This is a genomic window from Streptococcus sp. SN3, from assembly GCF_030439905.1.
Window position 1 is genome coordinate 776,550 of record NZ_JAQFJF010000001.1, and the last position, 26,861, is coordinate 803,410.

Sequence of the window (26,861 nt, forward strand, 5' to 3'; positions counted from 1 at the left end):
ACCTAGTGATTTCAAATTGCTGAGTTTAACGAGTTATTGGTTAATCAAATTACAAAGTCTTTACTACATAATAGATCAACAGGGACGTTATTCTATCTCTTGTTATAACTTTATCATCTAAAGCACAGTAGCTAGCACTCAACATAACACTCTCCCTTAAATTGAGAATTTTCGTGATATTTTATACTAGCCTCCACTATTGAAAAATACTTGTATAGAAGTCTTATCTTGAAAATCTAACTTCATACCAAGCCACGTACACTAAAATTATCAACTTGCTTCAAATAGATCTAATTGACCAAAACTCTCTTCAAGTTCGTGCTGTTTTGCAACTGCATCGCTATTTCGCAAATCTGACACTAACTTTTCAGCTATATACCACATCATAACAGGAGGAATGGCATTCCCGAGCATTCTATACTGAGCGCCTTCTGAACCAATCAGTTCATAGTTTTCTGGAAAAGATTGAATACGTGCAACTTCTCTTGGAGTGTAACGACGATAACGACCATTTTCCAACAAAACAGGATCAGTACTATTTAAAGAAACTTTCGCTAAGTGAGAACTAACCGTATTACTTGGTCGCTCAATGTCCTGTGCTCGCCCTTTATTCATTTTTTTGCCAGACTTGCTATTTAGCATTCCTTTCACTGCCCTCTCACTAAAATAATATTTTTCATCAATATTTTTCTGAAGAATTGCTTTTAGTGGTGTGTAATCTTCTTCATTCTGAATAGGCTCTTCAGGAAATTCAAAAGTAAAATTCAAATCTTTTCGAATACCAACAATAAACACACGCTCTCTCTTTTGTGGAACACCGTATTTTGTAGCTACGCAAAGTTTATAGGAAACATTATAGCCAGCTTTTTCGAACTCCTCAATAATCAATGGAAAGGCTTCTTTGTTGTTTGCAGACAAAATTCCCTTAACATTTTCAGCAAAAAAAGCTTTCGGTTGATGTGCTTTCAACACTCGCACCATCTCAAAAAATAGCGTTCCTTTTTCGTCTTTTATCCCTAGACGTTTCGGATTTTGAGCACTAACAGAAAACGACTGACACGGAAATCCACCTGTTAAAATATCGAAAGATGGTATTTCATTCGATTTTACTTCTCGAACATTTCGATTGTCCGGAGTAATACCAAAATTCTTTTCAAACATTTTATTAGCACTATCATCAATATCATTCGCATAGACAATCTCAATTTGATTATCAGCATAATGTTGATCTAAAAAATCAAATCCACCAGCAAAACCAATATCTGTTCCACCCCCTCCACTAAAGAGAGAAGCAATTTTTAGTTTCTTCAAATTAAATTCTCCTCAAAGCCCACTGATGATGAAAAGCGAACATCATAACCATCCTTTCTCTCAATCAGTAGCATCTTCTCATTTTTTACTAAATCATACAAATTCTTGATAATAAACAACTTTTTGCTATGTTTTGAAATCTGCAAACGATATATATAGTATCTATCACGCACAGACTTTGCTGTTCGCCATTCATTTGGTGTGATATGAAACGAATTAAAAGTAATAGAAGTATTGCTGACCGTTGTCTTTACCTCAATATACTTTCTTAATTCAGAATCATCACACTCAAAAGATTGAACATCGTAGCCTACACCAAATTGTGTCGGGATAAAGTTAACAAGGTGAAGCAATTGCTCTTGTCCATTTTCTCGCAATTTTTGTTTCTCGTGATTAATAACAATCGCTTCTCCTGAACTTCCCACAATAGCAGTAGATATTTTCTCGCTATATTCGATATGTTCAGTTAGATGTCCGATAATATCCGAATTCTCTTCAGTAAAATCAATATCACTTGGAATATAAAGATTAAAGTTTGTTCTAAAATCAATATCTCCCAAATCACGATTGACATATTCGAACCAAGCACTTCTATATTCTCTAATCTCTTCAATCCTTGTTGAAGATTTACCAATGAATTGAGCATAGCCATCAAATACAGTATCTGATTGTAAAAATTCATTTATTGCTTGCTCTTCTATGGAATTTATTTTATACCTACCGCCTTGAACACTTAGCAGGCTTGCTATAACCATATAATCTAAAATATCTTTAGCATAGCGTATAACATCACCTGTAGTGTCGTAAACCATCTTGGACTCTCTGTTATCTTTAATGCGATTCCATACTTTCAAAACAGGCTCTTTATCCCGAGTGCACCTTAAGTCATTAAAAATACAATGTGCAACTTCCTCATCAGTGAGGTAAATAGCTTTTTCTTCAACCTGTGACGCTTCTGTAAGTAGTTCCAGTAAATACTGAGATGGCTTAAATTGAACTCCAATTTGACACAGCTTAACAATCTCATTATCTTTTAGATGCCCACCAGGATATTCGAAATTATACAAAAATGTTTTAAAAAAACGAATAAGGTCTTGGTCGTCAGTCAACTCCTTAGCTCTATTTCCTGAATAAACAAATCCTTCTTTCTCAATCATCAAGCCAAACAAAGAAGAAATCTCCGTTCGCCAGTTATTAATTGTCTTCTCCGTTTTATCAGCATTGCCTGCGTAGTGTTTAATAATTTCATTTAGTTTCTTACTAAATTCCTTTTTTGGCAATATCCCTAAATCAGAAATATTGGTCGCCATATAAACAAGAACGTTTTCGACATCGTTTTTAAAACGAGGTCGTGGGTGATGCAATCTAAAATAATATTTTTCTGGAACTTGATACATAGTTACTCTTCGTTATTTTTTAAATATTTCAATAAACTATTCGCAATCTGTTGAGCCATTAGAGGCGGAACAGCATTACCAACTTGTCTAAATTGCTGTGTTTTACTCCCATAAAAGATAAAATCGTCAGGAAACGATTGTAATCGTGCGGATTCCCTCACGGTTGGAACACGGTTGTATTTATAATGAAAATGATGTCTGTGCCCCGTATCAATCGTAGGAGCTGGCTTCCAGCTTGCAAATCGAGTCCAAGCAACATTAAATTTTCTTGACTCTCGTAATTCTTCGGGTAGGTTTTTATAATTTCCACCATCAGGAACAAGAGCAATCGTGCTTGTTACTTTTTCAGAATGCTTGGCTGCAATGTGATTCAACACAACTGAAGACTGCTTTCGCATTAGTTTTTGATAGTTATTTTTAGGTTCTGAAATATAAACCATCTCTGCATCGCCAAGTTCATTTTCTAATGTTGGTAAATCAGAAAGTGCCATCTCGGTCGTGATAGTTGTTCCCAATGAAGTAGGGTATTCAAATCCATCATTTTTTGTTCCTACAAAAATGACACGCTTTCGATTTTGCGGAACACCATAATCAGAAGCTAACAAAACTTTAAACTGAACCTTATAGCCCATTTTTGAAAATTCTTCGATGATCGCATCTTTTATATGTCCTTTAAACAAACTGACAATACCAATCACATTTTCAATAACAAAAGCGGTTGGTTGTATTTCTCGAACTAAGCGGATATAGGATAAATAGAGTTTGTTCCGAGGGTCATCAAATTTTCGCGGTCCAGAAAGAGACATTCCCTGACATGGCGGACCTCCAACAATTAGATCCACTTTTTGTTCTCCAATTATTGGTTTTATATCTTCCTCATAAGATATATTCGTAATGTCTCCACACAATACTTTTGAATTTTTGTGGTTTTTTCGGAAAGTTTCTAAGGCTTTTTCATCATTATCAATACCTAATAATACATTAAAACCTGCCGCCTCAAATCCATAAGATAAACCGCCTGCTCCTGAAAATAAGTCTATGATATTATATTTATTCAATTTATAAACTCCACACTATCATTCATTACTATCTACAATTATACCACAGAAAGCAATTTGAAGATACTTTGGAAAATGAAAAGACTCACTCTGAACTGCACTCCCAAAGTTAGACAGAAAAATCTAACTTTTGGGGTGTTTACTATGAAACTAACTTATGAGGACAAAGTTCAGATTTATGAACTAAGCAAACAAGTATTCAGCTTAAATCGACTTACAGAAAAATATGGAATTAACCTTTCAAATCTTGAGTACTTAATCCGATTAATTGATAGTTATGGATTAGAGGTTGTTAAAAAAGGAAATTCTATTCACAAGCGAACCGTGGAGATTACAAATGATTTAGTAGACAGGATTTTGGTTCACCCTACTCAAGGTCAAAAGAAGCTAATAGAAGAATTGAAATTTCTTATAATTTTATCGACAAAATGTAAAAAATGAGTAGCCGTTCTAACTACTCAAATCATTTAGCAAAAGTAAGTGCTTTGTGATTGGAGACGCTCTCCTCCAACTCCAATAGAAAAGCTTTTCTATCAAGGCCACTGGCATAACCGGTCAGCTTGCCGTCGCTTCCGACAATCCGGTGACAGGGAATCAGAAGGGAAATCGGATTATGACCGATAGCGCCACCGACTGCTCTAGCCGAGCCAATTTTACCGTAATCGGCTTGTAATTCTCGTAGAATGTCTGAATAGGTAGCCGTTTGCCCATAAGGAATCTTCTGCAGCACTGTCAGAACCTTGCTTCTGAACTCAGTTACTTGAGGTGCCAATGGAATCTCATCTGTCGCAGGATTTTCTCCCTTAAAATAAGCGTCCAACCAAGCAGAGACGCGTCGGCTGATTTCTGTCTCCTCCTGCTGCGCTTGCTCTAGATTATAGCCTGTCCCAAAATATTTTTGATTCTCCAGCCAAAGTCCCAACAAGGCATTTGCGTTCGTCAAGATGAGAATCCGGCCAATCGGCGATGTATAATAAGTCTTGTACATATTTTTTCTTTCTTTTAGCTTCTTGATAAGCCTTATTATACCACTCTTGTCTTAACTTTTGCCACAATCCCATCTGGGTCTGTGACTTCTAGCTCTTGGGAGCTAATCCATCGGACTGGTGCCTGCAAGTCCAGAGCATTTTCATAAATAGCTACTAGATCTTCTTTTCCTTCTACTTGTGCCTCAAAATAGGCTAGTCCCAGTTGCTTCGGTTGGCGATGATTCAAGTGAGAACCTCCCCATTCATTGACTGCTAAATGATGATGATAGTTTCCGGATGCCAGCCAGCTAGCAGAAGGTACAGAAAATTTGTCCTCCAAGCCTAGAAGTTTTTGGTAAAAATGACTGGCTGCTCTGCTATTTTTCACAGACAGGTGGACATGGCCCATACGAGTGCCTGCAGCAATACTAAACGGTTGGACTTCCTGACCTAATTCATAGATTTCTTGAGCCGCAAGTGCTTCCGTCACTCCGATAATGCGGCCATCTTCTCGAATATCCCAATCAGCCTGAGGTTTGTCCCGATAAAGCTCAATGCCGTTGCCTTCTGGATCCTCCAGATAAATAGCTTCACTATAACCGTGGTCCGCCCCTCCAACCATAGGAACTTTATTTTCTGATAAATGCTTAAGGATATCCGCCAAAGCTTGACGACTTGGAAGCAAAAGCGCCAGATGATAAAGACCGTAAGCCGACTTGACTGTCTGACGATCACCGGTCGCTAAGAGCCTCACCAGCAATTGTCCATCCCGACCCAAAGCCACCTGTCCGTCCTGCTCTTCCAAAAGTTCCAATCCTAAAACACGCTGATAAAAGTCCTTTTGTCTTGCTACATCGGCCACATAAAGTGCCACCTCTCCTAGATAAATCTTGCTTTGATATTCAAAAGTCATGTTTTTCTCCTCTCTTAAATTTAAAATTTCAGCAGTGCTCCTGCTCCATCTTTTTTTATTTCTCCAAAACAGAGATAGGTTCCTTGATATGGATTTCCATACCTCCATTTGCTTCGAAGTCTTATTTTTATATTGTAATTATTTATATTACATCTATTAGTATAGCAGGTTTTAATGTAATGTCAACAATTACATCTCAGAAAATTCTTAACAAAAAAACAATCTGCTCACTGGGAAACAGATTGTTCTTTAATTTCTTTTTCGGTTGCTGCGACGACCTCGTCAAGACTGGTCTGAGCCAATTCAGCTTCCATGGCTGCCTGGATAGCCGCCAAGCGGTCGTCTAAGACATTGTGAATGTTCTTACCGATAGGACAGTCTGGATTGGGCTTGTCATGAAAACTAAAGAGCTGGCCGCTCTTACCCAGACATTCAACCGCACTATAGACGTCCAACAGACTAATATCTTTCAAATCTTTGGCAATCTCCGCTCCTCCAGTCCCACGAGCAACGGTAATCATTCCTGCATTCTTGAGCTGGGACAGGGTCTTGCGAATAATAACTGGATTGACGCCGACACTACTAGCAAGAATATCACTTGTCAGTTTTTGTTTTTTTCCCTCCAAAGCTAGGACAATCAGCATATGAGTGGCAATGGTAAAACGGCTAGAAATCTGCATTTTTTCTCCTCCCTCATCATTTTCTCTCACTATTATATCTCAAAAATGGTGTAACTTCAAGAGTTACGACTGGACTTTAAGAAAGCTGCAATCTCATCCGCATAGCCTTCCCGCTCACTGATTTCCCGCAGCAGGTCGTGGTTGTGGGTATGGTGGATACCATTGACCAAACTCTCCCGATAAATCTCATAGTAAGGCAAGTGGAGCTCCCGAGCCAATTTCAGCTCCTGCTCCACATCGTAGGCCACGCGCCGTAGGTCGACATCAGCCAGACCCGTCTCATCTATCTCTAAAATGGCATACTGGGCTCGCAAGTCCTGACGCAAAGCCGAATCTAGAAAGAATGGCTGACCAATAGAGCCGGGATTGATAATCAGCTGCCCCTGAGTCCCGTAGCGGAGAAACTGCTGGTGAATATGACCATAAACAGCAACAGCGCAGTCGTTTCCCTCGAAAAGTCGGTCGAAATCACTCTGCTCGCCAATATGAATCAACTCCCGCCCCCAATTCTTATCTGGTAGATGGTGGCTAACCGCAATCTTCAAGCCTTCTACTTCTGTCAAGATTTGCAGAGGAAGTTCTTGCATGCGGTCAATCTCTACTGGACGGATTTCCTCTAGGACAAAATGACAGAGCCGGGTCAGGTAGAGGTGGCTAGGACGATTCAAATCCAGCTTTTGGTGCAGGGCATGCCAGAGACTGTCTTCCCAATTCCCCCTGACCTGGAGGCTGATGTGCAGCTGCTCCATCCTATCTAGGATATTCCTGCGACCGGTTCCTGGCAGGAGCAAGTCTCCCAAAAACCAATAGTCTGTCACTTGCTGGCTTTCCGCATCCGCCAGTACTGCTTCCAAGGCTGTGCTATTCCCATGCACATCGGATAATAAGGCAATTTTTCGTGTCATCGTGTGTCTTTCTCTTTCTTTACAAGGAATATTATATCAAAGTTCAAAAAAACTTCCACCTCACAAGTGAGTGAAAGTTTTAAAATGTTTTTTATCAATCAACAGACTTGAGCGCTTCCAGCATATCCACCCGTCTGAGGCGGTAGTTGACAAAGAAACCAAGTAAGGTCAGAATAAGAGTCACTGCTGTTAGAGGAAACAGATAGACTGAGGGACTTACTTGAGGGGTTAAGCTGATAATGCTAGGCGCAACTTTCTCAATCAAAAAACGATGCAGGAAGAAACCGCCTAGAAGCCCAACTGCCATCCCAATCACTGAAAGAATAATGGTCTCTCGATAGATATAGAGGGTCACTTCCTTATTATGAAAGCCCAAAACCTTGATAGTGGACAGTTCGCGAATCCGCTCGGCCACATTGATATTTGTCAAATTATAGAGAATGACGACTGCTAAAAGAATGGAAATCAGCACCAAAACCAGCATTGTATTATTAAGAGAATCAGCTAGAACGTTGAACTGCTTCACCATGCTAGCATTTTGGGAGACACTCTTGACAGACTTGAGGCTCATAAATTCATTGGCCTTATCAACAATATTTTTACTAGAAGAGTCCTTGAGCCGCACTAGATAAGCATTTTTCTCAGGCTTTTTCCCGTAAATCTTCTGGTAGTCAGTCGCCTTCATAAAAGCAAAATGGCCAAAATGATTCTCATTGACTGCTGCGAGCTTGACAGGCTTGCCACCCAGCTCTATACTGCCACCGGGGCTAACTCCAGCTATGCGGGCCAATTTATCCGAAACAACTGCACCATCCTTGAGACTCAGCTTTTGCTGGTTGTCGGGACTTTCCAGAGAAATAAACGGTTCAAAATTCTCCTTGTCCGTAACCATTAAAGTGACTGACTCTGCCTCTTTTTTCCCTTTGTATTTCTCTGTTAGGGTTTCACTATGGATTTCCTGATAGTCAGCAATCGAGTCATCTGCCAACATCTTTTTCAGCTTGTCTTGCTCAGCTTGATTCTCCCCAGGATTAACAGCGACAATCAAGTCGTATCGCAGAATCTCCTCAAACTGACGTTTTGGAATACCACCAATAGAAGACTGAAGTCCTAGGCCGGCAAAGAGCAGGGCAACAGAACCCGCCACACCAAAGATAGTCATGAACATCCGCTGCTTATAGCGAAAGATATTGCGAGCTGTGACCTTCTGAGTAAAGCTAAGACGTCGCCAGATAAGGGGAAGTCTTTCCAAGAAAATCTTGGAGCCCTTGACTGGTGGCTTGGGCAAAAGCAAGTGAGCTGCTTCTTCCGTCAGCTCCCGTCTTGCCACCAAATAGGCAGGGAGAACGCTGGAAAGAAGGGAAAGCCCCAGGGCCAGTAAACTATAGGAAATATAAAAATATGCATGCGGGGCAGAGAGCACCATCCCTCTGGTAATAATAGAAGAAATCACCCCCGACAAGAAATAATGTCCCAGCAGAATCCCTATGAGGGTACCCAAACTACCCGCCACCAAACCGTAAAGAGCAAACTTGCGAATGATATCTCGGCTATGGTAGCCTAGAGCCTTGAAGACACCTGCATTTGTTCGCTCCTCATCGACAAAGCGAGTCATGGTGGTAAAGGTCACTATAGCTGCCACCAAATAGAGCACCACCGGGAAGATATTACCAATCAACGCAATACTATTCATGGAGTTTTTATACATATGATAGCCATTCCCACCTGGCAGAGACTTGCGGTCATAGCTATGATAGGCCGGCTCTTTCAAACGATTCAGGTCTGCCTTAGCGTCAGCTAGCTTGTTCTTGCTAGCTGATAAGTCTTTCTCTGCCTTTGCGAGGTCTGCTTTTTTCTGATTGAGTTGGGACTCAGCATCCTGAATCTGCTGCTGGCTCTGACTGAGCTGAGCAGGAGGGAGGATAGAAGCGGCTTGAGTTGCTGCTAGCTGGTTTTTTTGCTGGTCCAGCTGACTCTGAGCTTGCTCTAATTGTTTTTTACCTTGGGTCAGTTCGCTCTCAGCCTGAGCAATCTTATCTTCACCCTTCTGAATGGTGCTTTTGGCATCTGCCTCTAATCGCTTAAACCGGGCCACTCCGTTATCTTCCAGGCTCTTGTCTAAAGCTGTCTGGTGCTGCTCCAAACGCTCCTGATAGCTTTCAGAGAAGGGAGCCAGCTTTTCTAAATCATGATAGCGCAGGCGGGCAATACTGTAAACATCTGTATCAAAGGCCTTAGGGCTGACTACAGCATAGGCTGATAAAGCACCGCTTCCACTAGTCGCATTGCCTAGATTTCTATCAGACCAGAGTTCTGCCGAGTTGACAAATCCCACAATCTTATAGGTCTTGTTTTTCAGAACTGACCGGCTGCCGGCTTTTTCGGTCAGATCAATCTCCTGGCCAATTTTATATTTCTTAGACCAAAAGCTAGCCAGGGCAATTTCTTGCTCTTTCTTAGGAAGACGACCAGAGGTCACTTGAAAGTTTGAAATATCCTTGGTATCTGAGAATACTCGGAGGGCCTCCTCGTCCACGGTGACATCTGTCAGATAGCCAAACTCGACATCAGCTCCCTTGATAGCTTCCAGCTCTTTCTGATCCGCCTTATCCAAACCATAGTCCGCCATAACAGCCAAGTCCATGGTTCGCTGCTCTTTCAAGTAATCTGTTGCTGTTCTGCGCATATTGGGTGGAGCGACCTTGAGTCCCACGAGAGCTAAAGAGCCCAGCATCATGAGGATTAAAATAGATAGGAAACGTCCTTTAGAGCTAGTGAAGGAGCGCAGAATATCTTTCCAATAAATCTTTCTCTTCATATCAATACTCCAATGTACTTATATCCTGTGGCTGTTCATTGACTGTAACACTCTTGACCCTCGCGTCGTGCATGCGGATAACCCGGTCAGCAATGGGAGCCAAGGCAGCATTGTGGGTTACGATAATCACCGTCGCCCCTTGATTGCGGGACATATCTTGTAAGATTTGCAGCACTTGCTTACCGGTATTGTAGTCCAGAGCTCCTGTCGGCTCATCGCAGAGCAAAATCTTGGGATTTTTTGCCACAGCCCGAGCAATAGAGACCCGCTGCTGCTCACCTCCTGATAGCTGAGCTGGAAAGTTATTGAGGCGATTTTCCATACCAACCGCAGTTAGAACAGCCACTGGATTTTGAGCGTCCTTGACGATTTCAGAAGCCAATTCGACATTTTCCTTGGCTGTCAGATTGGGCACCAAATTATAAAACTGAAAGACGAAGCCCACGTCATTGCGGCGATAGTCCGTCAGCTGGTGGGAATTGTAGTCAGCAATATTCTGGCCGTCTATCAGGATGTCTCCCTCATCATTGGTATCCATACCTCCGAGAATATTGAGCACTGTTGACTTACCAGCACCAGAAGCACCCAGGATAATGACTAGTTCCCCCTTTTCAATCTCAAAAGAAATATCGTTATTGACGACAATCTCCGTGTCACCTACCTGATAACGTTTAAAACTATGTTTCATTTCAATGTAAGCCATATCGTTTCTCTCCTTTTCAAAGCTCGTTTCCTTAAATCAACAAGATGTTGATTCTAAATCACAGATATTATATAATGAGCTTAGATAAAAAGCAATAATCAAAAATCAACAAAGTGTTGATTTAAGTAAAAAGGAAGAAAAAATAATCCAGAAACGAAAAACTAGTACCAAGGAAGACATCAAAGAAGCCTTGATTCAGCTACTATCTGAGGAAAGGTTCGATACTATCTCCATCAGCAAACTCTGCAAACGGGCTGGGATTAACCGCGGCACCTTCTACCTTCACTACCAAGATAAATATCAGATGGTTGATAGTCTCAAAAACGACATTATCTCCCAACTTTCTAGTTATAGCTTGTTTGAAGCGGAGAACGAATACCCCAAAAAGTTAATGATAGCAAAATTTCATATACTGCGCGCTAATGAACGTCTTATCAATGCCCTGACCAAGAGCCATTATATTGACTTTCGCGGGGCTATTCGGGAGTACATAACCACTATCATTCTGAGTGACAAGCAAAAGGCTGCTACCCAGCGTTTTTTAGAGGAGAACTTTCACATCCCTCAGAAATACGCCTTGGAAATCTTCCTATCCAGTGTTGAGGGGATTATTTCTCTTTGGATAGCTGGCGGAGCTCAAGAAGAACCTGAAGAACTCACTGACATAATTTTGACTACTTATAACTATAATTATTTAAGATAAAGGCTCTAGCTTGAAGGATAGCCTGGACAAGAGTCGTTTTTTCCACTATGAAAGGCCGAACATTTTGCTCGGCCTTCTTTTTATTTTAGATTAGTTTTTCTTTGTTTTCTTCAAAAGGAAGAAGACTCCTGCTAGGATAATCAAGCCTGCAAGGCCCATGATAGTGACTTGCTCACCTGTTGAGGGCAGGTCTTTTTTCTTGGCCTTGATGGACTGCTCATTTCGATACTGCACTTGATAAACAGAGAAATGATTGGTCGTGAAGCTGATAGTCTGGTTTTGATTAACTGTTACATCAAATTTCTCAACCTGTTTGCCATTTTCATCCAAAACATAGACGGCATCTACTGGCAGATCTTTGCGAACTGGGATCGTCACAAGAGTTGGACTGACCTGATGCACCGGCTGACCATTCGGATCGGTCAAGCTAATGTCATAAGTATCTGTCGGCTGAATCTTGCTTTCCAGTTTTTTCACTGACAGCTGAAGACCGGCCTTGACCAAGTCAGCATTTTTCAAGCGAATGCCAGTTGCGACATCCACCAAGCTGTCATCTTCTACATTGACTTCCGTCCGTGTATCCGAACTGCTAGAAGTTGCTGAAGAGGAAGAACTTGACGAGCTTTGAGATGACGAAGAGCTGCTAGAATCTTTGCCGGAGCTAGATGGAGTGGTTTTTGTTGCTTCCTTGATTTTAGCTTCCATTTCAGCTTCTAGATCTTTCATTTCCTTAAAGACTTGCGCTGCTCTAGCTTGTGTTTCCTCTGTGACTTTTGCTGAAGAATCTGGCAGAGCTGCATTGGCTGCATCCAGAGTATTTTGTTCCTCAATAAAGCGGGCTTCCAAGGCCTTCCACTTGTCTTGAACAGAAGTACCAAAGAGGTCCTGATGCTTGGCCGCCATATCGTAGATATGAGATGCTACCCAGTACCAAGAGTCTGGACTGTAGCTAGTTGTGTTGACCTTATAAGCATCGTAAGTATCTGTGATATTACCATTATAAGGCAGGTAAGGTGAGAAGCGCGGGCTGCCTACCGCCAGCCACATAGTGCCTCCGCCCATATTGGCTGGAACACCGTCTTTGAGCTGGAAGATATGAGCTTCCATGACATTTGGGTTGCCCAACGGATATTTGTAAACAGGGTCTGTCGTACTGCGTTGTGGTAGCCCCTTACCATCCAGCTCCATTTGGTCCAGCGGTTTGAACTGAGTGCCCTCAAAGCGATTGCGCTGCATAGCCATGACATCTGCTACACTGATCTTTCTGTCTGTAGAGTGCATGAGATCAAAGTAAGAGTCGTTATAAGATACGGCCGCATTTGGATCTAGACTGGTGATACCTGCCCAGGCACGCGAACGATCTGCCTCTGCCATCGGTGGATTGTAGGACTGAGAAATGTGGAATTTGCCGTCAATTTCTTTATAAGAATTAGCTTGCTTGGCTACATCCTGAACACCCTTTGAGGCAATAACATTTTCTGTATCGTCAAAGTCAACACTGCCCAAGAAGAAAGTATTAGGAAAGACTGCATACTTGTCATCTGGGAATTTAATCGCAACATATTGGTGACCCGATAGGATTTCCATATACCAGACACCGGTCTTGTCAGCAATAGTGATAATATTACCCTCTGCTGCTCCCTGCTCTCTGACAATCTGCGCCATCAGTTCCACACCCTGACGGGCTGTCTGAACATGAGGCAGAACGACAGTTGTCAGGATAGACTCAGCCAAGCCATTTTCTACATAAGGGTCCACTTTTTGGATGGCATCATTAGCCTTGGCAGAAACAGTCGCAGAAATGGAAACACCGTATTCATTGAAGCCAACCTCGTCAAAAATACCTTGGGATGGGGTCACATCTGATACCGAAGTATACTTGTAGCTTTCTGCCGGCAAGGTCCATTCAAAACCGTTGGCTTCATCGACTAGTTTGGCACCACTCGCATTAGTCTTTCTCGGATGAACCAGAAAGACCTTATTGTGATTTGGCTCCAAGTCCTCTGTCCGACCGTAAAGCGTTGTGCCGTCTGCAGTCAGGTCTTTCCCGACAATAAATCCTGTGCAGGCTTCGACCACTTGGAAAGGAAAGAGAAAAATGGTCGAAAGAGCTAACAAGGAACGAAACAATATTTTTTTCATAAAAATATCTCCTTTGTTTTTTTGTAAAAAATTACAAAATTAAATACTATATTCAGTATAGCCTTTTACTTCAGGTTTTGCAAGCGATTTCAAGCTCTTGTTTGATATATTCCCTGAAAATTATTTAAATTTCTAAATCTGTCTTTTTCTCCTTCAAAACCAGTCGGTAGACTTCTATAAAGGTAGCAACGAGAAAGGCAAATAAGAAACCGACAACGATGTTAATCCGATGCTCTGTTTCGAAGAAAGGAGAGTTCCAAATAAAGTGATTGGCAACGGTTGACACGACGCACCAGAGACCAAAGAGACGGTATTTCTTGTAAGCCGTGGAAAAGAGAAGATAAACCCCAACAGTCACCACTGCTGTATAGAGAGTATGCGAAGCCAATCCGCCAGCAATTCTGCCAACTGCTTCTAAGGAACCACTATATTGTCCTCCGATAGTCACTCTGGATACATAGCCAATATCCTCTATGACTTGAAAGCCAAAACCCGAACTCAGTCCAGCGATTAAGACAGACTGAATATCCTTGCGTCCCAAAATGTAGAGAGCGGCAAAGGCTGTCAGAGACTTGAAAAATTCCTCTGCAAAAGGAGCTGTCAGTGCATTTGTCCAATCATTGAAAACAGCAGGATCCTTGATAAAGTTAGAGTTAATAATATCAATCAAACTATTGCCCGCAAAGCTTAGCCAGCCAGAGATAAAGGCACCTCCAAAGAGGGCTGTTGCTAGAACAATCATCTCAACCGATAACTTCTTGGCAAGTTTTTTAATCAAGAAATAGAAAGGCAGGAAAAAGGCAGCTAAAACAGCTAAGTTCAGAACCAAGTCGCGGCCAGCTTCTAAGGTGACATCCTTCTCCGCCATGTCTCCAAGCTCAAACTGCAAGCCAATACCAGCTAGGACTAAGTAGATATAGAGAGCAATTCTTCTTGTTTTATTCATGACTGTCTGCTCCTTTTCTATTTTTTCCTTTGACAAGATAAATCGCTATTCCAATGACAGTCAGCACAAAGATGCCTCCTGCAATAGCAATATCGTAGTCAAAATCTTCCAGACGAATTGTCTCCTCTGTGTCAGAGTCCTCCAACTCCTCAATCTCTTCTAAAGCACTTGTACCATATTCGGCCACGACCTTATCTTCAGCAATCTTTTGGATTTCCTTGAGGCGCTTAAAGACTGAATCTGCTCGCTCCATAGAATCTTTTGTTGCTTTCAGACTGGCTTGTTCTGGCTGTTCAGACAGACTAATCTGCTCGCTGTCATGAGCAGGCTGTTCCTCTATCCATTGGCTTTCCATACGCTCAATTTCACTGCGAATAGAGCCATCTTCAAAAAGTTCTGGGTATTTTGCAACCAAATCATTGATGCGGCTAACAGTCCAATACCAGGAATTCTCATTGTAGGCTGTACTCATTTCTTGATAAGGCTGAGAGGTATTGCTGATATTGCCATAGTAAGGGAGATATGGAGCATTGCGCGGACTTCCCATAGCTAGCCAGAGAATCCCTCCTCCAGTAGAGGCAGGTAAATTCTCCTTGAGCTGGAAGATGTGAGCCTCCATAACATTTGGATTGGAGATAGGATATTTATAAACTGGGTCCGCTTTGGTTTTATCTGGAATCCCTTTTCCGTCTAGCTCCATCTGATCTTGCGGTTTGAAGTCTGTTCCTTCCAAGCGATTGCGCTGCAAGTTCATCGCATCACGCAGACTAAGCTTGTCGCTGGTTGAGTGCATGAGTTCAAAGTATTCATCATCATATTGCACATCTGCATTGGGATCCAGCGCCTTGATACCAGACCAAACCCGAGAGCGGTCAGCCTCTGCCAGCGGCGGATTATAAGATTGGGCTACATGGAAGCTGCCATTGATTTCCTTATAGGTGCCAGCATCCTGGGCTATTTTTTCCAGATCAGCTGAAAGAATCGTGTTTTCAGTATCATTTTTATCTACACTGCCTAGGAAAAATGTATTGGGAAAAACAGCGTATTTGTCGTCTGGGAACTTGATGGCAGCGTATTGGTGGCCAGAAAGGATTTCCATATACCATACACCCGTCTTGTCAGCAATCGTCACGATATTGCCTTCGGCTGCACCTTTTTCTCTGACAATTTTGGCTAGTAGCTCCACTCCTTCTTTGGCTGTTTTCACATGAGGCAAGACTACAGAAGTTAAAGCTGATTCAGCGATACCGTCCTTGACATAAGGATCTACTTTTTGAATATCATCATTGGCACTAGCTGAGACTGTCGCAGAGATAGAAACGCCTTCCTCATTAAAACCGGCCTCATCGAAAACTCCCTGCTCTGGTGTCACATCCGGTACCGCCGTATACTTGTAGCTAACAGCTGGCAAATCAAAGCTAAAGCCATTGGTTTCATCTACAAATTTATCACCAGCCTTGTTATACTTGCGCTCCCGTACCACAAAATTCTTGTTGTGATTGGGCTCTAGGTCCTCTGTTCGACCATAGAGAGTCGAACCATCCGTCGTCAAATCCTTCCCGATAATAAAGCCGGTACAGGCTGAGACAGCCTGAAAAGGAAAGAGTGTAAGAAGCATCAAGGCTGGAATAGCCCAACTGAAAAATTTCTTTTTCATCAGTTTCTCCTTTGTATATTAATTGATAAAATATTTATCGCATATTTAGTATACTATTCTCTTGCTATGGTTGCAAGCGTTTCCAAAATCTCTTCTGCTAGCTAAAATGAATAAATTCCCCTAGGAAAAAATTACTCTAGCTGTATACCTAGCAGCCCCTCCAAACCTCTTGTATAAATTTCCATAGATGTATATCAATCTGTATAAAAATTTTTTTGTAAAAGAAAAAAGCCAGATAAAATCTGACTTTAAAGACACGTGGCTGCGGAGGCACAACCCGCAGCCGCGCATGTGTCGCAGGGAAGATTGGATAGGAGAAAAAGAACAAACTTCTCTCCTATTACCAAACTGGTTGTGCTTCATAGCTTAGATTATTTTCTCATCTTTTCCTAGACAAGTAATCTTACCATACGCTGACCCGCTTATCTGGAGCCAGATACATGGCATCACCTTCTTTGATTTCTGGATAGGTTTCATAGAAGGCCTCTACATTTTTGAGTTGTTGGTTGACCCGTAGCTCGGCCGGAGCATGGACATCCACCTTCAAGAGAAGTTGGTTAAATTGCAGACTAGCCTTGCTTCTCCAGATATTGGCATAGTTTTCAAAGTAATTCTTCAAGTCTGCATCTGGATATTTCTTTTTAACGACTTCGAGAGTAGCTGAAAGCCCACCTGCATCGGCTACATTTTCTGTTACCGTAAGCTTTCCGTTGACCTTGCCGCCGTAGATTTCAATACCATCCCACTGCTTGGTAACAGCTTCAATTTTCTTGTCAAAAGCTTTCTTATCTGCTTCTGTCCACCAATTGTTCAAATTTCCCTCTTCATCAAAGTTTGCACCGTTTGAGTCGAAGGCGTGAGTAATCTCGTGACCGATAACCATACCGATACCGCCGTAGTTCTTTTCCATCTCTTGCTTAACATCAAAGAATGGATTCTGCAGGATTGCGGCTGGGAAGTTGATACTGTTATTTTCCTGTGAGTAGTAAGCGTTGATATCATAGGAAGGCATGACCCACTCGTCCTTGTCTACTGGCTCAGAGAAGTGCTCAACATCATATTGATGCTTTGCCTGACTCAAAGAAATTGCATTCTCAAAGAAGGATTTTTTATCGTCTACTTTCAAGGCCTTAGTCACTTCGCGAACTTTTTCAGGATAGCCGATATAGAGTTTCATCGTATCCAGCTTCTTGACTGCCTTCTGTTTGGTTTCTTCTGATAGCCATTCGTTTTTCAGCATACGTTCCCGATAGACTTCCTTGATATCCTTGACCATTTGGGTCACTTCTTGCTTGGCTTCCTCACCAAAATATTTGCGACCGTAGTAAAGACTGAAGACATCTGAAAAAGTTCCTGTTGTCAGATTGTATGCTGCATCTTCTTTTGAAGTTGCTTCCTTAGTACCTTGCAAGGATTTTTGGTACTCTGCAAAAATCAGCCGATAGTCATCGGTTAGAAAACTAGATGCTGATGCTGCCTGCTTCACAAGCATCCAAGATTTGAGCTTGCCAAAGTTCTTGTCATTAACTACCTTGGCAAAATTTTCATAATACTTAGGATTAGGTACATTGACATCACCAGATTCCTGGCCTAGATAGTCATTGATAATATCGTGAAACTTAAAGGTATCAGAGTAGGCATTGATGTCTTCTGCCGTCTTAGGGTGGTGAAGATTTTTAATTTCCGAAGTTTCTTCATTACTTTGGGCATACTTGGCCAATTCTCCATCAAATTCTAAGGCTTCTTTGACGATCTTTTCGCTATCTTTTTCACTATAGCCTAGCTTTTGAAAGGCTTCTTTGAATGCTTTTTCCAGCGGATCCATCATCCTTTTCTTAGCACCTTCATCTTCATAATAGCTCTTATCCGGCAGCATAAGACTTGGACTGGACAGATTCACTTGTTTCTGATTGGTATTTTCTAGGTTAGAACTAATTTCAAAGGTAAACGGCAGAGCCAAACCGCGTTTTTCCCAGTCAACAGTCTTGCCAGCTAGGTCCTTCAGATCGGACAAGTCTTCAATTTCCTTGAGATAGGGCTTGAGAGGGGCTAGGCCATCCTTTTCCCGCTGCTTGAAGTTAGTAGCTTGCTGATAGTATTTGATAAACTCAGGCATGCCTTCAATCGTTGACTCTTCTTTACCAGAGACTAGATTTTTGACATCCGCCTTCATCTTATCCTTGACCTGCTCGTTCAGTTCATAAAACACACCGTTAGACGGCTGGTCGCTAGGGATTTCTGCCTTTTCCAGCCATTTTTTATTGATGGCTTGATAGTAATTGGTCCTCACTGTGGCATTCTTATCGATCGGTGTCTCCTGAGGGACAAAGGTCTTATAAGCCCAGTAGCCACCAGCAGCCAAGATTAGGCCGGTCACAGTCAACGTAGAAGTTAGAATGATTTTGGTTCTTTTCTTCATGAGTTCCTCCTTGTATATTAAGTAAAATATAATTGACTTTTTTATTTTACTCATTTACTTTAACATATTCTTTTTTCCTCGTCAACAGAAAACTGAAGGTCTGGAAAAATTTGGCGCAAGAGGAGAAAATAAGGTCATTCAGTCTGCTTTTAAAAGTGATCTGCTCTAGACTCACACTTAAAGAAAAACTAAAGTTTCTATCAGCTGTCCTGTTGCTTCCAGCTCTTTTCTCTCCTCCTTGCACTTTCTAGTATAGCCTCCAAACTTCAGATATTTCTCAAGAAATTCTAAAATATTTCTAAAGTTTTTTACTAAAATAAAAAAGACTGAGACAAAAATGCCTCAGTCTAGCTTTATTATGTTCAAAAAATATTGTGGCTGAGACAATTTAAATTGTCTCCCAGACCTTTTAAACCTAAGCCTCAAAATAAGTGAGCCAAGCTAAATTTTAAAAAATCAAGTTCTGTCCTACTGTCTTCTACTGCACCTTTTTAGCCAGCATAGTCGCAAAGCGCAACTGAATTCGATTGCCGTTTTCATCACGGCGATGGAGATGACCAGGATTTTCATTGTACTTAACCAGCTCCCAGTCCTTGTAATACTCAGCAAGCTCACCTTCCTTAAAAGTAAAAGGAAAGGGAACAGAGGATGGGAAGTCTTCTGTATCCATAGCACAGACGATGAGATTGTAGCCACCAAGCGCTGTATGCTCTTGCATATTGCGGATAATATCCGGAATCCGCTCCGCCTGCAGGAACATAAGTACAACAGTGGAAACGATCAAATCATAAGTCTGGGTCAAACTAGCTGAGTTGATATCGTAGCTACCCACTGGCAGATCTAAATCCTCCTGCTCCACAATGCTACGTAAGATCTCCAGTGCCAGCTCATTCTGATCTACGGCCGTTACTTCAAAGCCCTGCTTGGCCAGAAAAAGAGCATTGCGGCCCTGACCACAGCCTAGATCTAAGGCCCGCCCTGGCCGGACTGTCTGCATGGCTTCCAAAACCTCTGAATGCACTGGATTACTGCCGTATTTCTTAGGGAAATAATCCTCAGGCCGACAGTAAAACTCCAAATACCACTCCAAATCATCTGTCAGTGCTTCGACTCGATGCCAAGCTTGGGGCTGGACAAAAGGATTGTCCTGACCAGCCTCAAAAATGCGCTCAGCCAGCTCCTCACCTTCCTCTGACATCTCAACAAACTTAAGGCGTCCCTTGAGAACAGTGATTTTGCCCCAAGTTCCCTCTTTGGTATTGTGCTTTCTCTTTACCGCTTCTGGCATGGTCTCAGCCGTCCACAGCGGCATACGTTTATAGGCTAGCAATTCTTCTGTCATAAAAAATCCTTTCTCTGAAAGCCAAGCTCCGAATAATCTAACTGTCTTTATCATACTCGAAAAGAACCGACTTGGCAAGTGGCAAATTGAAAGGTCCTTCCCTGCAAAAAGAAAGAACTGGTCAATCAGCCAGTTCTTTCTCACATAGAAAGTTTACTTTCTTTTACTTTTCAGCATCTATCTCTTTACGACTCATCAGTATACCCTTTCTTGTAAAATTGATTTATTCTGTTTTTGTTTCATTAATTCCTTATCCTTACTCTCATCATAAAACTGGTTGAATTCCTCTTTAGAGTTAAAAGGATGTTCCAATCCATCTTTACTGATACTTGCTGGAATTACACCTTCATATAAGTCTGTATTCGAAGGAACCAATAGACTATAGAACTCTAGATAGTCCTTAACGCTCTTATCAAGTATATAAAGTTGAGAGTTCGTTTTTTCCAATAATGCCGCTGCCTTTGGGTCTGTTTGCGCCATCAAGATATTTCGAATCCAACTTGTATCCACAGCTTCGCCTAAAGGATATATAATAGGAAATCTAAAATTCCCCAACTTTTCTTTAAATTGTTGCGTATTTAGTTTAAAATTAAAGGTGGGACTTTGAAATTGTGCTGTCTTATTATCTTCCCATTCAATTTTTCGAGTATCAAGATTGTACCAAAGAGTTTGAAACTTCTCATGTTCCCCAGACTCAGAGGCAAGAATAGACAAATAATTATTTCCATCAATGACAGTTAATGTTTCCTCTATTCCTCTAGGTAAATATTTAGAATTATAGTCTGAAACTAATTTATATAAATCTTCTTTATAGCCTTCTAGCTGTTGATTCTTAACGTGGTAAATGGATAAGGTATAATAGTTATCTTCATTTTTTTTATCAAGATAATTCGGTCCTGAAGGAAGTTTCATGTTCTCTCGAACAATATAGTTGGCATTACGCGCACCAATTGTCACTTGCACTGGTCTATCTGCGTTTTTCAGAGTGGCATACTTGCGAACTAAAGCATCTTCCTCTGGATTTTCTGATTTCCAATGAACAGCTACCCCTGTACCATTTTCAAGAAAAGAATAGTCATCAATGGTAAAAGTTCCTGTATAATAATTTAAGGATTCATAAGTTTCTTTTTCTTCCTCAGCTTTTCGAACCTGTTCTTGTTTTAAATGACACTGCCAAGCAAATATGGCAAGTCCCAAGACTGCTACAGCAAGAAGACTTAACAATAGTTTTCTTATCATTTTTTACCTTTCTTCTTATCGTTTCTATTTTTCTTTTTGTGGATGGGTTTCAACCCAATGCTTGAAATCATTAAAAGATCGAATCTGTGTTTTCTCTCCAGTTGTTTCATCTGTTGCATAAAGTTCCATTACATCCTGACCTTCGGACGCAAACCAATGAATTAAATCATTAAACCACTCCTCCTCATTGTATTGGTCTGGACGGAAATAGATTTTATTCATTTCTTTCATCTTTTTCGCAATTTCTGGATAAAGTTTTGCAAAATTAGTACCTGAAAGTTCTAAATTACCTTTATCATAAGAAGCTACTAAGTAACCTGGTCCATATCCTAAGTGATAATTTGATGTTGAAGAACTAATCTGACTCTCTATACCTCCTTTTTTCCAATTGGTAGCCATAGGCGAAGAAGCCTCCACAGGAAAAATTGTGATATCCTCTTTACTTAAAAATTCATTGAACTCATTTTCTGACATCTTCTTTTCGATTTTTCCCGTATCCAACGACAGAATTACGTATATAATTTTTTCTATCTTACTGCCTTCGTTCGAATACATGCTAAAGGATAAATATTCTTTTCCATCCCTTGAGAACTACTCCTGAATCTGCTTAAGCCTATAAGTATTCTCTCGTCCTAACAAACTATAGATATCGACTTCTTTGCTAGTTATTTTGGTGGAATCGCGCAAATCATAAATCTTGATTTTGAAATATTCCTCTTTATTTACTTTAGATGAACTTACACTGTCATATTCATCCAAACTGTTGTATTTAAAATCCGTTATATAATTTTGACTATAGCGAAAAGAATCAGTTTCTTTACTGCCAACCAAAACATATTTATCTTTATTAAATAGCTGTATTCCTTCAACACAATATTCACTCTTAGCATATTCTTTCTTCTTCCCATCTAGAAAAAAAGTCAGTGAAGCCACGGAAGTCAGAATCAAACAGAATATAAATATGAATAGCTTTTTATTGAGTTTCATTTGCTTACCACCACTTTTTAATTCATCTAGCCATTTATTTTGATAGTCCTCGGAGTCAATCCACTTTTTCATCAATCATTCACCAAAAGTGGTCATCCTCAAACTTCATCCTTTCCATTATAGCATAAATCAAAAGTCAGAGTTGAATACTCAAAAAGACCGGTCACCCAGTCTTTCATCTTGTATTAAAGTTCTTCATTTGTCTTGCGATGTCGCGGTTTTGCTCGCGGCGTTTGATGGAATCGCGCTTGTCGTAGTCGTGCTTCCCTTTAGCTAGGCCCAGGAGCAGCTTAGCATAACCGTCCTTGAGATAGACCTTGAGCGGCACCAGCGTCATGCCGGTTCCCTTGGTCTCCTGCTCCAGCTTTTGGATCTGCTTCTTATGCAGCAGCAGCTTTCTGCGGCGCTCAGGCTCTTGGTTCCAGATATTACCCTCTTCATAAGGCGCGATATGGACATTGCTGAGCCAGGCCTCACCGTTCTTAATCTGAGCAAAGCCATCTTTTAGATTGATACGAGCGGCACGGACACTCTTGATTTCCGTCCCGGTCAGCACCATGCCAGCCTCGATGGTGTCTACGATGGTGTAGTCGTGTCTGGCCTTTTTATTTTGCGCGACGACCTTTCCTTCTCCCTTTGCCATGCTTGGCTCCTTTCTTGACTAGTTCCTTGTAAAATGCCTTCTGGCTCTTGCCTTTCTTGGACTTCTTATCTTTCTTATCTCTGTTGCCTTTTTCTTTGGAAGAATGGCTGCGCTTGTCATCCTCACGGCGTCTCTTTCTGCCTGACTTGCCTCTGCCACTCTTGCTAGTCTTTTCTACCAGGTCAAATTCACTAGGCAGGTATTCAAAGTCAATCTCGCCTGTAGCCTTATCCGCTCGAACCAGCTTGATGCGAATCTGCTGACCGACCTTGAAGACCACGCCAGACTTTTCTCCTTGCAGGGTCATAGTCCGCTCATTGTAGCTGTAAAACTCTGGCAGGTTAGTAACATGGATCAAGCCGTCAACCGTATTGGGCAGTTCAACGAAGAGTCCAAACTTGACCACGCTTGAAACCACGCCGTCAAACTCTTCCCCAACAAATTCTTCCATGTACTCAGCCTTCTTCATGGCTTCGACTTCACGCTCGGCCTCGATAGCCCGACGCTCTCGGCTGGAAGACTGACTGGCAATCTCTGGAATCACTTGCTCAAAATGCTCTGCTATTGCTTTAGACTTGCCATAATCCCGTACCATCCGATGAACCAGAAGGTCCGGATAGCGGCGAATCGGACTGGTGAAATGCGTATAAAACTCCGCTGCCAGACCATAGTGACCGTGATTGTGCTCAGAGTAGCGAGCCTGCTGCATGGAGCGCAGAAGCATCATGGACAGGACATCCTCATAAGGCTGGTCTTTGACTGCCTCCATAATATCCTGCAGAGCCTGCTGACTCATAGAGTTAGCCGTCCCGTATATCCGAATCCCAAAGCTAGAGGCGTAGTCAATGAACTTCTGCACCTTCTCCGCCTTAGGCTCCTCGTGGATCCGATAGATGAAGGGCAGATTTAGCTTAGCAAAATGCTCAGCCACCGTCTCATTCGCCACCAGCATAAAGGACTCAATCATTCGCTCGGCAATTCCCCGCTGACGCAGGACAATATCCACTGGGCGTCCTTCCTTGTTGACCATGATTTTGGCTTCATTGGTATCAAAGTTAAGCGCACCACGTTTAAAGCGCATGCTTTCCATAATCTCATGCAGCTGGACCATGCTGTCAATACTAGGCACAATGGCTTTGAACTGCGCAGCTTTTTCCTCATCTCCTGCGATGATGTCGTTGACATCGCTGTAGGTCATGCGGAAGGTCGTCTTGATAACTGTCTGGGTAATGCTATGCTTGACCACGCGCCCCTTGGCATCAATCTCCATGATAGCCGACTGGGTCAGACGGTCCACATTGGGATTGAGGGAGCAGATACCGTTGGACAGGCGCTCCGGAAGCATAGGTACCACGCGGTCGGTCACATAGACAGAGGTTGCTCGATTGAGGGCTTCCTTGTCCAGCTCAGAGCCTTCTTTGACATAGTAGGACACATCTGCGATATGGACGCCTAGCTCAAAGTTGCCATTTTTCAGACGCTTGATATGGATAGCATCATCCAAATCCTTGGCATCCGCTCCATCGATAGTAAAGGTAATCTCATCGCGCAGGTCCAAACGCCCTTCCAAATCACTCTCAGTCGGTGTGTCCGGAACCCGCTCAGCCTCTTCCAAGACCTTTTCTGGAAATTCGGAGACGATATCCATCGACTCCAGCACTTCCAGTACATCAATGCCTGGATCATTGACATGGCCGACTACATCGACCAGACTGGCCACGAAGAAATCGTGTTTCTTAGTCGGATATTTGTCAATAGCCACCTTGAGCACCTCTGTGCCATCCAGAACTAAGGCCGGTTTTTTGACATAAATAGGCTGGCGGATTTTCTGATTTTTCGAGCGGATATAGCCTGCGTACTTGGGCTTTTCCTCATCCAGAACCAGCTGGCCAACTGCTGAGGTCAGACTGTGCTCCAAAATATCGATAACCTTAGCCTCAGCTGATGTTCCCTTGATAAGATCTGCCACCTTGGTAATGACTACTTCCACCGTATCGCCATCAATGGCATGATTGACATCATTACGGCCGACAAAGAGGTCATCCTCTTCCTCATTCAGGGTGACAAAGCCAAAGCCATTCTTGTGGGCATGAAAAACACCCTTGAGCGTCAGACACTCCTGCTTTTTCTTCTCATAAAGCTCAATCCGCCCCTTGTCATCAAATCGAATCTGATGCTTTCTTTCCATCTGGGAGATTGTCTTAACCAAGCTGCTAAAGTCCTTGGAAGACTCTTTCCCCAAAGCAGCCGCCAGCTCATCTACGCTAGCCTGCTGCCTATCTTTTAAATATTCAATGATTTCTGATTTCATATTCCTCTTCTCTTGATGAGCGTTTTCTTCATCCTTGCTAAATCTCTTTAAAACTTAAAAAATAGGCCAAGACGAAGTCAGAGCCCATTTTATTTACTAGATAATACTGCTAATACCAATGCAATCAGTAGCCAGAAGAAAATCATGATTCCCGTCATACGCTGCATCACAGCTTCAAAACCTCGTGCCTTAGGACGTTCAAACAAATCGTTGGCACTGGCATCAAAGACGTTGCTGGACTGATTTTTGGTTGGTTGCATGAAAATTGCAATGACAATAATAGCTGATAAAATGACTAAAATGGTTAATAATAGGTTGTACATAAATAAAAACTCCTTAAAATCCTATCTATTTTATCATAAAATCTACTTGGATTCAAGATGTAAAGTAACTTTTCTTTCCTTGGGACAATACTTTAAGACCTCAATTTTTTCCGGATGCGTTTTAGTATTTTTGCTGGTCAGATAATTCTGACTGCCGCAGCTGGAACATTTTAAATTTATTTTAACGCGCACTAGATATCCTTCTTTTTAAATAAATTTCGAAAACTAAAGAGATTGGCCAACATACTGATGGCGACTAGCCCTGCTGTTGCATAAAAGACTGAATGATAGCCATAGGCTGCCGCAATGACCGATCCAGACATAGGACCGACCACCCCGCCCAGATAAAAGAATATCTGATTATAGCTGAAAATCCTAGAGATTCCAAATTTGGGTGTTATCTTACTTAGCAGAGCATTGACTCCTGGTATCAGCGCACCTGTTCCTAGGCCAAATAAAAAGCGATAAAAGCCCAGCTGCATAGGGGAGCCAGCATTGGCACAGAGCAGATAAATCAGGATTGAATAGAACTGAGCCAGCACCAGAAGCCGGTGATTGCCGATACGATCTCCTAACCGCCCCAGAATGCTGGAGCTCATCATGCTGGAAAGTCCCATGCTAGAAACGATGAGACCCGAAACAAAAATCAGATTGTCCTTTTGACCCAGTTCTCTGACATAGAGGGCAAGAATAGGGCTAATAGATTGAGCTGCAAACTGGATAACAAAGCTGGTCAGAAAGAGATTCATCAGCATCTTAGGATACCTGAGTTGGCGCAGCAATTCCTTAAAGCCTACCTCTTCTTGTCGGCTCACTGGCACAAAATCCTCCCGAATCAAATAAAAAGTCATCAGGGCTGCCACTAGAAAGAATCCGCCAATCAGAAGAAAGACATTGCGAATACCGAACATCTCCGCAATCAGACCGCCAATAAATGGCCCCATAAGATTACCCGCAACGACACCGGTCGAGAGAGTTCCCAGAGCATAACCCGTTTTTTCCTTGGGAGCCTGACTGGCAATCAGAGCTGTGCTGTTGGGAACATAACCAGCGAAAACACCGTTTAGAAAGCGTAGGAGCAAGAGCCAGAAAATATTGGGTACAAAAGCAATACCTCCCATAGTGAAAACCATGGCAGTAGCTGCACGTATCATCATAGGCTTGCGGCCATATCGATCAGCCAGACTTCCCCAAACAGGAGAGAGCAGGGCCGCTGAGATTGCCGAGAGAGAAATCCCTAGCCCAGCGTAATACTCAACCTCATGACCTCTAGCCCCCAGCTGCTCTACGAAAAGTGGCATAAAAGGCGTCACCAGAGAAATGCTGGCGCCTGTCAGGAAATTCCCAAACCAAGCGACTTTCAGGTTATGTTTCCAATTTACTTGTGACGTGATAA

Annotated in this window: 22 protein-coding genes and 1 pseudogene; 2 read left to right on the forward strand and 21 right to left on the reverse strand. The window is 42.1% G+C overall.

What is annotated here, in order from left to right:
* Positions 1 to 270 precede the first annotated feature (270 nt).
* From dcm to PCY71_RS03580, 3 genes are read right to left on the reverse strand one after another with little or no spacing between them, the layout of a single operon-like run.
* The gene (gene dcm, locus PCY71_RS03570; RefSeq protein WP_002913356.1) at positions 271 to 1,311 is read right to left on the reverse strand and encodes a DNA (cytosine-5-)-methyltransferase; all 1,041 of its coding nucleotides are present in this window, start codon (positions 1,309 to 1,311) and stop codon (positions 271 to 273) included.
* On the reverse strand, positions 1,308 to 2,708 hold the full coding sequence (locus tag PCY71_RS03575) for a DUF3883 domain-containing protein (RefSeq protein ID WP_002913354.1): 1,401 nt from the start codon (positions 2,706 to 2,708) through the stop codon (positions 1,308 to 1,310). The genes dcm and PCY71_RS03575 overlap by 4 nt, the downstream gene beginning before the upstream one ends.
* A 2-nt stretch (positions 2,709 to 2,710) precedes the next feature.
* Positions 2,711 to 3,766, reverse strand: a complete 1,056-nt coding sequence (locus PCY71_RS03580) for a DNA cytosine methyltransferase (RefSeq protein WP_048774248.1) — start codon at positions 3,764 to 3,766, stop codon at positions 2,711 to 2,713.
* Between the two features lie 144 nt (positions 3,767 to 3,910).
* Between PCY71_RS03580 and PCY71_RS03585 the strand changes: the two genes are divergently transcribed.
* Positions 3,911 to 4,207: a hypothetical protein gene (locus PCY71_RS03585; protein WP_223330908.1), complete on the forward strand. Its 297-nt coding sequence runs from the start codon at positions 3,911 to 3,913 to the stop codon at positions 4,205 to 4,207.
* A gap of 22 nt (positions 4,208 to 4,229) precedes the next feature.
* Here PCY71_RS03585 and PCY71_RS03590 read toward each other — a convergent pair whose 3' ends face one another.
* From PCY71_RS03590 to PCY71_RS03615, 6 genes are all read right to left on the reverse strand, one after another.
* Positions 4,230 to 4,754 carry a methylated-DNA--[protein]-cysteine S-methyltransferase gene (locus tag PCY71_RS03590; RefSeq protein ID WP_048774249.1) on the reverse strand — a complete coding sequence of 175 codons (525 nt, stop codon included), beginning with the start codon at positions 4,752 to 4,754 and terminating at the stop codon, positions 4,230 to 4,232.
* A 35-nt stretch (positions 4,755 to 4,789) separates the two neighbouring features.
* Positions 4,790 to 5,647 (reverse strand): VOC family protein, encoded by an 858-nt coding sequence (locus PCY71_RS03595; protein ID WP_301412447.1) that lies wholly within the window; start codon positions 5,645 to 5,647, stop codon positions 4,790 to 4,792.
* A 227-nt stretch (positions 5,648 to 5,874) separates the two neighbouring features.
* Positions 5,875 to 6,327 carry an Rrf2 family transcriptional regulator gene (locus PCY71_RS03600; RefSeq protein WP_032914759.1) on the reverse strand — a complete coding sequence of 151 codons (453 nt, stop codon included), beginning with the start codon at positions 6,325 to 6,327 and terminating at the stop codon, positions 5,875 to 5,877.
* A 56-nt stretch (positions 6,328 to 6,383) separates the two neighbouring features.
* Complete coding sequence (locus PCY71_RS03605) at positions 6,384 to 7,232, reverse strand: metallophosphoesterase family protein (protein ID WP_048774251.1); 849 nt, start codon at positions 7,230 to 7,232, stop codon at positions 6,384 to 6,386.
* A 94-nt stretch (positions 7,233 to 7,326) separates the two neighbouring features.
* On the reverse strand, positions 7,327 to 10,050 hold the full coding sequence (locus PCY71_RS03610; RefSeq protein ID WP_048774252.1) for an FtsX-like permease family protein: 2,724 nt from the start codon (positions 10,048 to 10,050) through the stop codon (positions 7,327 to 7,329).
* A 1-nt stretch (position 10,051) separates the two neighbouring features.
* Positions 10,052 to 10,753, reverse strand: a complete 702-nt coding sequence (locus PCY71_RS03615; RefSeq protein WP_048774253.1) for an ABC transporter ATP-binding protein — start codon at positions 10,751 to 10,753, stop codon at positions 10,052 to 10,054.
* 142 nt (positions 10,754 to 10,895) lie between these two features.
* Between PCY71_RS03615 and PCY71_RS03620 the strand changes: the two genes are divergently transcribed.
* Entirely contained in the window at positions 10,896 to 11,456 is a 561-nt protein-coding gene (locus tag PCY71_RS03620) for a TetR/AcrR family transcriptional regulator (RefSeq protein ID WP_048774254.1), read from the forward strand.
* Positions 11,457 to 11,546: 90 nt separating this feature from the next.
* On the opposite strand, the gene PCY71_RS03625 is transcribed toward PCY71_RS03620, so the two are convergent.
* From PCY71_RS03625 to PCY71_RS03680, 12 genes and pseudogenes are all read right to left on the reverse strand, one after another.
* Positions 11,547 to 13,598, reverse strand: a complete 2,052-nt coding sequence (locus PCY71_RS03625) for a C69 family dipeptidase (protein ID WP_048774256.1) — start codon at positions 13,596 to 13,598, stop codon at positions 11,547 to 11,549.
* A 124-nt stretch (positions 13,599 to 13,722) separates the two neighbouring features.
* Positions 13,723 to 14,544, reverse strand: coding sequence for a PrsW family glutamic-type intramembrane protease (locus PCY71_RS03630; RefSeq protein WP_048774259.1), 822 nt, complete (start codon positions 14,542 to 14,544; stop codon positions 13,723 to 13,725).
* A complete protein-coding gene (locus PCY71_RS03635) occupies positions 14,537 to 16,201 on the reverse strand; it encodes a C69 family dipeptidase (RefSeq protein WP_048774260.1) in 1,665 nt (554 codons plus the stop codon). Before PCY71_RS03635 ends, PCY71_RS03630 begins: the two co-directional genes overlap by 8 nt.
* A gap of 403 nt (positions 16,202 to 16,604) precedes the next feature.
* Positions 16,605 to 18,674 carry a M13-type metalloendopeptidase gene (locus PCY71_RS03640; protein ID WP_048774263.1) on the reverse strand — a complete coding sequence of 690 codons (2,070 nt, stop codon included), beginning with the start codon at positions 18,672 to 18,674 and terminating at the stop codon, positions 16,605 to 16,607.
* A 424-nt stretch (positions 18,675 to 19,098) separates the two neighbouring features.
* The gene (gene tehB, locus PCY71_RS03645) at positions 19,099 to 19,962 is read right to left on the reverse strand and encodes an SAM-dependent methyltransferase TehB (RefSeq protein WP_002909263.1); all 864 of its coding nucleotides are present in this window, start codon (positions 19,960 to 19,962) and stop codon (positions 19,099 to 19,101) included.
* Positions 19,963 to 20,157: 195 nt separating this feature from the next.
* Complete coding sequence (locus tag PCY71_RS03650; RefSeq protein ID WP_048774266.1) at positions 20,158 to 21,201, reverse strand: hypothetical protein; 1,044 nt, start codon at positions 21,199 to 21,201, stop codon at positions 20,158 to 20,160.
* A 24-nt stretch (positions 21,202 to 21,225) separates the two neighbouring features.
* A pseudogene (locus PCY71_RS03655) lies at positions 21,226 to 22,188 on the reverse strand (hypothetical protein).
* Positions 22,189 to 22,363: 175 nt separating this feature from the next.
* The gene (smpB, locus tag PCY71_RS03660) at positions 22,364 to 22,831 is read right to left on the reverse strand and encodes an SsrA-binding protein SmpB (protein ID WP_002909260.1); all 468 of its coding nucleotides are present in this window, start codon (positions 22,829 to 22,831) and stop codon (positions 22,364 to 22,366) included.
* Positions 22,794 to 25,142: a ribonuclease R gene (gene rnr, locus PCY71_RS03665; RefSeq protein WP_048774268.1), complete on the reverse strand. Its 2,349-nt coding sequence runs from the start codon at positions 25,140 to 25,142 to the stop codon at positions 22,794 to 22,796. The genes smpB and rnr overlap by 38 nt, the downstream gene beginning before the upstream one ends.
* An 89-nt stretch (positions 25,143 to 25,231) precedes the next feature.
* The gene (gene secG, locus PCY71_RS03670; RefSeq protein WP_002894878.1) at positions 25,232 to 25,465 is read right to left on the reverse strand and encodes a preprotein translocase subunit SecG; all 234 of its coding nucleotides are present in this window, start codon (positions 25,463 to 25,465) and stop codon (positions 25,232 to 25,234) included.
* 42 nt (positions 25,466 to 25,507) lie between these two features.
* The gene (gene rpmG, locus PCY71_RS03675; protein ID WP_072074309.1) at positions 25,508 to 25,657 is read right to left on the reverse strand and encodes a 50S ribosomal protein L33; all 150 of its coding nucleotides are present in this window, start codon (positions 25,655 to 25,657) and stop codon (positions 25,508 to 25,510) included.
* Positions 25,657 to 26,859: a multidrug efflux MFS transporter gene (locus tag PCY71_RS03680; protein WP_301412454.1), complete on the reverse strand. Its 1,203-nt coding sequence runs from the start codon at positions 26,857 to 26,859 to the stop codon at positions 25,657 to 25,659. The genes rpmG and PCY71_RS03680 overlap by 1 nt, the downstream gene beginning before the upstream one ends.
* Positions 26,860 to 26,861 lie beyond the last annotated feature (2 nt).

Bases quoted from the DNA above. Each gene is read 5' to 3' on its own strand.
- PCY71_RS03615 (WP_048774253.1), bottom strand. From the start codon at position 10,753: ATGGCTTACATTGAAATGAAACATAGTTTTAAACGTTATCAGGTAGGT.
- PCY71_RS03610 (WP_048774252.1), bottom strand. From the start codon at position 10,050: ATGAAGAGAAAGATTTATTGGAAAGATATTCTGCGCTCCTTCACTAGC.
- PCY71_RS03575 (WP_002913354.1), bottom strand. From the start codon at position 2,708: ATGTATCAAGTTCCAGAAAAATATTATTTTAGATTGCATCACCCACGA.
- PCY71_RS03585 (WP_223330908.1), top strand. From the start codon at position 3,911: ATGAAACTAACTTATGAGGACAAAGTTCAGATTTATGAACTAAGCAAA.
- PCY71_RS03650 (WP_048774266.1), bottom strand. From the start codon at position 21,201: ATGATAAGAAAACTATTGTTAAGTCTTCTTGCTGTAGCAGTCTTGGGA.
- tehB (WP_002909263.1), bottom strand. From the start codon at position 19,962: ATGACAGAAGAATTGCTAGCCTATAAACGTATGCCGCTGTGGACGGCT.
- PCY71_RS03595 (WP_301412447.1), bottom strand. From the start codon at position 5,647: ATGACTTTTGAATATCAAAGCAAGATTTATCTAGGAGAGGTGGCACTT.
- rnr (WP_048774268.1), bottom strand. From the start codon at position 25,142: ATGAAATCAGAAATCATTGAATATTTAAAAGATAGGCAGCAGGCTAGC.
- PCY71_RS03640 (WP_048774263.1), bottom strand. From the start codon at position 18,674: ATGAGTAAAATAAAAAAGTCAATTATATTTTACTTAATATACAAGGAG.
- PCY71_RS03635 (WP_048774260.1), bottom strand. From the start codon at position 16,201: ATGAAAAAGAAATTTTTCAGTTGGGCTATTCCAGCCTTGATGCTTCTT.
- PCY71_RS03625 (WP_048774256.1), bottom strand. From the start codon at position 13,598: ATGAAAAAAATATTGTTTCGTTCCTTGTTAGCTCTTTCGACCATTTTT.
- secG (WP_002894878.1), bottom strand. From the start codon at position 25,465: ATGTACAACCTATTATTAACCATTTTAGTCATTTTATCAGCTATTATT.
- smpB (WP_002909260.1), bottom strand. From the start codon at position 22,831: ATGGCAAAGGGAGAAGGAAAGGTCGTCGCGCAAAATAAAAAGGCCAGA.
- PCY71_RS03605 (WP_048774251.1), bottom strand. From the start codon at position 7,232: ATGACACGAAAAATTGCCTTATTATCCGATGTGCATGGGAATAGCACA.
- PCY71_RS03590 (WP_048774249.1), bottom strand. From the start codon at position 4,754: ATGTACAAGACTTATTATACATCGCCGATTGGCCGGATTCTCATCTTG.
- PCY71_RS03630 (WP_048774259.1), bottom strand. From the start codon at position 14,544: ATGAATAAAACAAGAAGAATTGCTCTCTATATCTACTTAGTCCTAGCT.
- PCY71_RS03600 (WP_032914759.1), bottom strand. From the start codon at position 6,327: ATGCAGATTTCTAGCCGTTTTACCATTGCCACTCATATGCTGATTGTC.